Origin of the sequence: Streptomyces sp. T39 (assembly GCF_008042045.1) — a bacterium.
Taxonomy (GTDB): Bacteria; Actinomycetota; Actinomycetes; order Streptomycetales; family Streptomycetaceae; genus Streptomyces.
Genome location: NZ_RDBP01000034.1, coordinates 61,020 through 67,019, shown reverse-complemented (window position 1 = coordinate 67,019; position 6,000 = coordinate 61,020). Strand labels below are relative to the sequence as shown.

The 6,000-nt window shown below is 75.5% G+C and carries 6 protein-coding genes; all 6 read right to left on the bottom strand.

Translation table 11 applies throughout. From position 1 onward, the window contains the following. Nucleotides 1-140 precede the first annotated feature (140 nt). Complete coding sequence (locus EAO77_RS22330; RefSeq protein WP_147990091.1) at nucleotides 141-746, bottom strand: maleylpyruvate isomerase family mycothiol-dependent enzyme; 606 nt, start codon at nucleotides 744-746, stop codon at nucleotides 141-143. 204 nt (nucleotides 747-950) lie between these two features. After that, nucleotides 951-1,514: a TetR/AcrR family transcriptional regulator gene (locus EAO77_RS22325; protein ID WP_147990080.1), complete on the bottom strand. Its 564-nt coding sequence runs from the start codon at nucleotides 1,512-1,514 to the stop codon at nucleotides 951-953. After that, nucleotides 1,507-2,343, bottom strand: a complete 837-nt coding sequence (locus EAO77_RS22320) for an alpha/beta fold hydrolase (RefSeq protein WP_147990079.1) — start codon at nucleotides 2,341-2,343, stop codon at nucleotides 1,507-1,509. The genes EAO77_RS22325 and EAO77_RS22320 overlap by 8 nt, the downstream gene beginning before the upstream one ends. Nucleotides 2,344-2,474: 131 nt before the next feature. Further along, on the bottom strand, nucleotides 2,475-3,923 hold the full coding sequence (locus EAO77_RS22315) for a glycosyltransferase family 39 protein (RefSeq protein ID WP_261994102.1): 1,449 nt from the start codon (nucleotides 3,921-3,923) through the stop codon (nucleotides 2,475-2,477). A 202-nt stretch (nucleotides 3,924-4,125) separates the two neighbouring features. Then, nucleotides 4,126-5,034 (bottom strand): aminoglycoside phosphotransferase family protein, encoded by a 909-nt coding sequence (locus EAO77_RS22310; RefSeq protein ID WP_147990078.1) that lies wholly within the window; start codon nucleotides 5,032-5,034, stop codon nucleotides 4,126-4,128. 108 nt (nucleotides 5,035-5,142) lie between these two features. Beyond that, nucleotides 5,143-5,532: a hypothetical protein gene (locus tag EAO77_RS22305; protein WP_261994101.1), complete on the bottom strand. Its 390-nt coding sequence runs from the start codon at nucleotides 5,530-5,532 to the stop codon at nucleotides 5,143-5,145. Between the last annotated feature and the right edge of the window lie 468 nt (nucleotides 5,533-6,000).

Below are 6,000 nucleotides of genomic sequence, written 5' to 3'. Positions count from 1 at the left end.
CCGGCGCACCCCGCCGGCCCGGCACGTCCCCGCGATGCGCCGGCTCTGCGCCGCGTCGGAGGGCGTCACCTCGTCGCAGGTGACCCGCCTGTGCCGCAGCGCCTACGGCCACTGACCGGGCGGTCGCCCTCCCGAGCCGGTCAGGCGGGCGCCGCGAGCGTGGCAAGCCCCGGCCCGTCGAGCTCGTCCAGGGCCACCCGCCGCCCGGAGACGGCCAGCAGCAGGGAGAGTGCGGGGCCGCGCACCTCGGGGCCGTCGCCGGCCAGGACCTCGGCGTCCGTCGCGATCAGCCGTACCCGGGAGGCCAGTTCCTTGGCCCCGCCGAACGACGCGGGGGTGCGGAGCTGCAGACGGAGCCCTCGTACCACCGCCTGCGGCGGATAGGCGCGGGTGAGGCCCAGCGGACGGCGGATGTCCTCCCCGTGCACGACCTCCTCGACGAGGCGGCTGTCGAGGGGCGCCGGGGGAGTGGACCTCCGCGACGCCACCCGCCGCAGCCGCTCCAGCGTCTCCCCGGGAGAGCCGGCGCGCTCCCGTTCCACGCCCCGTGCGTTCTGGCGGTCGAAGTCGAACCGGGCCCGGGCCAGTCCCGCCACGAAGCCGAGCCGTGTCGTGCGCGCCGTGTCGACGAGATGGGCGGCCACGTCGTGCACGGTCCACCCCGCGCACAGCGACGGCTGCCGCCACTGCTCGTCGTCGAGCCGGGCCAGGTCCTCGATCAGCGCCGCCCGCTCGGCGTGCACCATCGGCCATACGTCGTCGTTCACGGCTTCTCCTCGGCCCGCTTCCGGGCTCCGGGCGCGTCCCGGAGTCCGTACGAGGTGTGACCGGCCGCGCCGCCGGAACTCATCGGGCACCGCGCCCGTTCACCCGCCGGGGCCGCACCCGGCCGCGCCGCCATTCGCCGGGCCGCTCCCGCCGGCGTGCTCCGGCGCCGCGCTCCCGTCCGGCTACCCGTGCGGCCCGGGACCCCCCGCCCCCGCGACCACCATGCGCACGAGCAGCTCGTAGCTCTCGTCCAAGCTCTCCGGCAGCCCGAACGCGCCGTCGGTCTCGAGGACGGCGAAGCCGTGCACGGCGGCGCGCAGACAGCGGGCCATGTGGACGGCCGCCGAATCCGTCATGCCGTACGAACGCAGCGCGGCGCGGATGATGTCGAGCAGACGCTCCCCGGCCTCGGCCGTCCGCGGCTCGGGTGTCTGGAGCATCGCGGCGTAGCGGTGCGGCTCGCGGAGCGTGAAGGTCCGCCAAGCTCTCATGAAGGCGCGGAGCGCGTCCTCGCCCGCGCGGCCGAGCACGGCCCGTCCGACCTCGTCCGCCATGTCGTTCATGATCCGCGCCGAGACGAGGTCGCGGAGCTCGGCGAGGTTGCGCACGTGCTTGTAGAGGGAGGGGGTGGCGACGCCGGCCCGGCCCGCCACGGCCGAGAGCGTCAGGGCGGCGGGGCCCCCTTCGTCGACCGTCTCCAGGGCGAAGGCGACGACCGCGTCCGCGGACAGCGAGGCCCTAGGCACGGGAGGTGTCCTTCAGGAAGGCCAGGACGGCGGCGGCGACCTCGGCGGGGGCCTGGACGTGCGGGTAGTGGCCCGCCCCCTCGATCATCTCCAGCCGGCCGAGCCCGGAGGGCATCATCCCCACGATGCCCTCGCCCTCGGCCCTCGGGTCCGCCCAGTCGGGGTCCGCGGTGCCCTCGACGACCAGCGCGGGGCAGCGGATGTCGCCCAGCCGGGCGCCCGCGTCGGTGGGGGCGGACATGCCCATCCTGCTGACGACCGCCATCCGGCCCGGCCTGCGCAGATCGGCCTCCAGCGCGGCCACATGGGCGGCGTACCCCTCGGGCTTCGCTCCCGGGCAGGCGTGGTCCAGGTAGCGCTTCCACAGACCGACGCTGCGCAGCAGCCCCGTCCCCAGCAGGAGCGCCATGCCCTTGCGGTAGCGGGCGTCGGACAGCAGGGCGCGCGTGTCGATCTTCTGCGCGCGGGTGAACGGGCTGATCTCCACCACGGCGCTGACCAGCTCGGGCTCCTCGGCGGCCGCGACGGTGGCGGCGCCCCCGGCGAACGAGTGGCCCACGACGACGGCGGGGCCGCCCAGGTGGCGGATCACGGCGAGCAGGTCGGCGGCGGCGTCGGTGCGGGTGTAGGACGCCCAGCCGGTGCTGGACTCGCCGTGGCCCCGCTGGTCCACCGCGGCGACCCGGTGGCCGGCTTCCACCAGGAGGGCCCCCAGGGCGCGGAACGCGGCCCGGTTGTCGCCCATGCCGTGTGCGAGCACGATCAGCGGCCCCTCGCCGGTCACGTCGTACGCGAGCCGGCCGCCGTCGGTCTCCAGGAACTCGGTCATGATCCACCCCAGGGAGTCGATGTCCGCAAGTTAATGTTGTTAGCCATAAAGCTAAGGTCATTAGCCTCGGGTGTCAACGGTGCCACCGCGGCCGTCGCGGACGGTCCCGCGCACCGCACCCGGCGGCGTGCTCAGCGGGCGGGCGCAGGGCAGAGGGAGACGGTGCGGGCGTGGAGCGTGACACGCCCGCCCTTGAGGTCGGTGCGGGCGCAGACGACGAAGTCACGTGCCAGCACGTGCCGCTTGACGCGCTCCCCGGGATCCGTGTCCGGCGGCTGCCCCGCGGGATCGCCGAGCACGACGACCACGCGGGAGAGCGCCAGACGCCGCCCGATCTCCGTCGGCGCCGCCTCGACGCCCTGCAGCGTCCCCGACGCCGCGGGGGACCGCGCGAGCGCGATGTCGGTCGTCCCCCGGAGGCGGCCGGGGTACGACAGCGTCCACTCACGGCGCCTGGCCGGGGTGAACAGGACGGCGTCCGCGCCGGCCGACAGCCGTCCGGCCTCCTCCGCGATGGCCGTCACATCGTCCTTGCGGCTCTCCGGCGTCCTCATCTGCACACTGACCGGCAGCAGCGCCGCCCCGCACAGCAGGGCCGAGGCCCCCACGGCCACCGCCCGGGCGGCGCGGCCGCGCACCACCCGCCCCGCGGCGTCCGCCGCCCGTACGAGCGCCGTACCGACGAGCAGGGCGAGACCGATGTGGGAGTAGAGCACATAGCGGTCCACGTAGACCGGTTCGTGCACCCCGGCCGACAGCAGCACCGCGGTGGGCAGCAGCGCCAGCGGCAGGGCGAGCCGGCAGACGGTCGCCGTCCGCCCCGCCCGCCCCGCACGCCGGGTCAGCCACCATCGGCAGCCGAGGGCCAGGGCCGCGAACCCCGCGATCTCGCACCACTCGCGCAGGCTCGGGCCGCTGATCCAGGAGACCTGGCCCGACTGGGCCGTGCTCCACACGACCAGCGGCGCCAGGGCCACGACGACGGCCCCCGACGTGACGGCGAAGCACCGCCGCGTGCGGGAGGTCGCGTCGGGTGAGAGGAGGAGCGCGACGCCGTGGGCGAGCAGCGCGAGGACCGCGAACTCGTGCAGCAGCGACGCCGCCAGCACGACCGCCCCGTAACGGCACCAGCGGGCCACGGGCGCGTCCGGGCCCAGACCGGTGAACTGCCAGGTGGCCAGCGCCACGAGAGCGCACACCAGGGCGTAGGAGCGGCCCTCCTGGGCGTACATCTGCACCTCGGGCGTCACCGCGAACACCAGCCCGCTCACGACGCCCACCGCCGGGCGGGCCGACAGCCGCAGCCCGGTGGCGGCCACCAGCCCGGCGGCGACGGCGGTGGCCACCGCCGACGGCAGACGCAACGCGGGCAGACCGCCGTCCCACACCCCGAACAGGGCGTGCATGAGGAGGTAGTGGAGGCCGTGCACGGCATCGGCATGGCGCAGCAGGTCCACGATCTCCGGCACGCTCCGGTGCGCGACCTGGTACGTGACGGACTCGTCCCGCCACATGGTCCCCTGCCGGGTGATGCCCCACAGCCCGAGCGCCAGCCCGACAAGGGCCGGCGCGAGGACCACGCCCCGTCCCGCCGGCGGTGTCCACGGCGGCTCGCCCGGCACCGCCGTCGCGCGGGAGGGGTCGCGGTCCTGCTCCTGAAGCTCGATGACTCCTCCGTCGAACGGGCGCGCGGCCGCGCCTTCTCCGTGGCCGAATCACCCTATGCGAGCGGCGGTTGACGCACAGGCGTGCCGACCTCCGCGCGCCCGCAGTGGGCCCCGCTCACGCTCCTGCGGCGTCCGCCAGGATCGCCCGCAGCCGGGCCGTGCACTCGTCGACGAAGGCGGGGAACGTGTGCCGGTAGTACGCGATGCCGCTGACACCGACCGCGACGGCCCAGGCCCGCGCACGGGCACGGGTCGCGTCGTCGAGGCCGAGGGCGTCCCAGTACGCGTGCCGGGCCGCGGCCGGAAGGTCCCAGACCGTGGAGTGCTCGGCGTCCGGCAGGCCCACGGACAGTGCGCCGAAGTCGATGACGGCGTGCAGACGGCCTCCTCGTACGAGGAGGTTGGTCGGTTTCAGGTCGCCGTGCAGCCACACGTGCGGCGCCCGGGAGTCGGGCAGGTCCAGTGCGGCGGTCCACAGCCGTTCCAGCGTGTCGAGGTCGAGCCCGGTGTCCCCGCCGGCGCGGCACGTGCCGAAGTCGCGTTCCACCCACCCGGCACACGCCCCGAGCGTCCCCCCGCGGTACCAGGCGAGGTCAGCGGTACGGGTGGCCTCCATCAGGCCGATGGCGTGCAACTGGGCGACGAACGCGGCGAGATCGGCCCCGAAGGCGGCCCAGTCCCGGACGGTGCCCGGCCCGGCCTCCTCGCCGTCGATCCAGCGGTGGACCGACCAGGGCAGCGGATAGCCGGGGCCGGGCGCCCCGGCGTGGACGGGCTCCGGCACGGCCCGCCCGAGCAGGGGCGCGAGGCGGGGGAGCCAGTGCCGCTCCTTGGCAAGTGACCTCGCCGCCCCCGCGGTCCGCGGCAGCCGGACGAGCAGGTCGTCACCCAGCCGGTACATGGTGTTCTCCGTGCCCGCGCCCGCGGGCGACAGCGACAGCGCGGACCACTCCGGCCGCTGCGCGCGCAGGAGTTCGCGCACCAGCGCTCCGTCGACCGGGACCTCGTTCTCGTGCAGCATCACACGGTGAGTCTCGCGGGGACCGGCTCCCCGGGGCCACCGGGTTTCCGCCGCGCCCCCGGCCCGGAGCTCCCCGCTCGCCGCGCGAACCCGCTCACCGCGCGAACCCGCTCACCGTCCGAAGAGGAAGTACTCCGCAGGGACGAAGACCTCGTGCCCGGTCCGGAAGCGGACGCGCACCCCCGCGACCGTCCACACCGTGGACTCGACGCCCTCGACGGCGTGGAAGCCGCCGACCTCGACCCAGTGCCCGTAGGAGAGGCCGGGATCCCTGCCGATGACCAGCCGGTAGGTGTGCCGCCCCGACCGCGTGTACTCGTGCACCAGCCCCAGGAAGTGGCGCGACTCGTCCTCGTAGACCACCGAAGAGGGCGCCTCGGTCCGGTGCACCACCTCGTGACGGGGCCACCACATCACGGTCATGAACACCGCCGTCAGCAGGATGCCGCCCACCATCCCCAGCAGCACCCTGCCGACACCGTCCCACCGGTCCGGCCGCACGGCCCGACCGGCCGGCTCGGAAGTGATCGCGGTGATGACGGCCTCCCCGTTCGCACACACAGCTGACGGCGACGAGGACGCCCGGCCCCGCCCGGCGGTTCCCGCCGGGCGGGGCCGGGGGCCCACAGGGCGCCCGGGTCCCCGCGTCGTCGCCGACGCCTGCGCACCGGAGCCCTGTCCGCCTGCCCGGTGCGGCCCGGAGGCGGCCCCGGTCCGGTCCGCTCAGGGCGCCGTTCCCGTGCTGTTACCCTGGTCGGCAGCGAAGGGGAGTAGTCCCGAGAACCGCTGGTCGACACACTGGGTGCCCCTGGGTACCCCGGCCACCGGGCCGCCCGCACACGATGCGGGGGCGGACGAGACCTTCGGCCATGCATGATGCGGCCCCACCTGTGTGCGGGTCACTCCGTCGTGCCGGGCCGAGTGGTTCCTCCCGTCGCCCCTGGGTGCCGTACGAGCCGACGGCCCGGC

Excerpts from the sequence above, each read along its gene's own strand:
- EAO77_RS22330 (WP_147990091.1), bottom strand. The coding sequence starts at position 746 with ATGGTGCACGCCGAGCGGGCGGCGCTGATCGAGGACCTGGCCCGGCTC.
- EAO77_RS22320 (WP_147990079.1), bottom strand. The coding sequence starts at position 2,343 with ATGACCGAGTTCCTGGAGACCGACGGCGGCCGGCTCGCGTACGACGTG.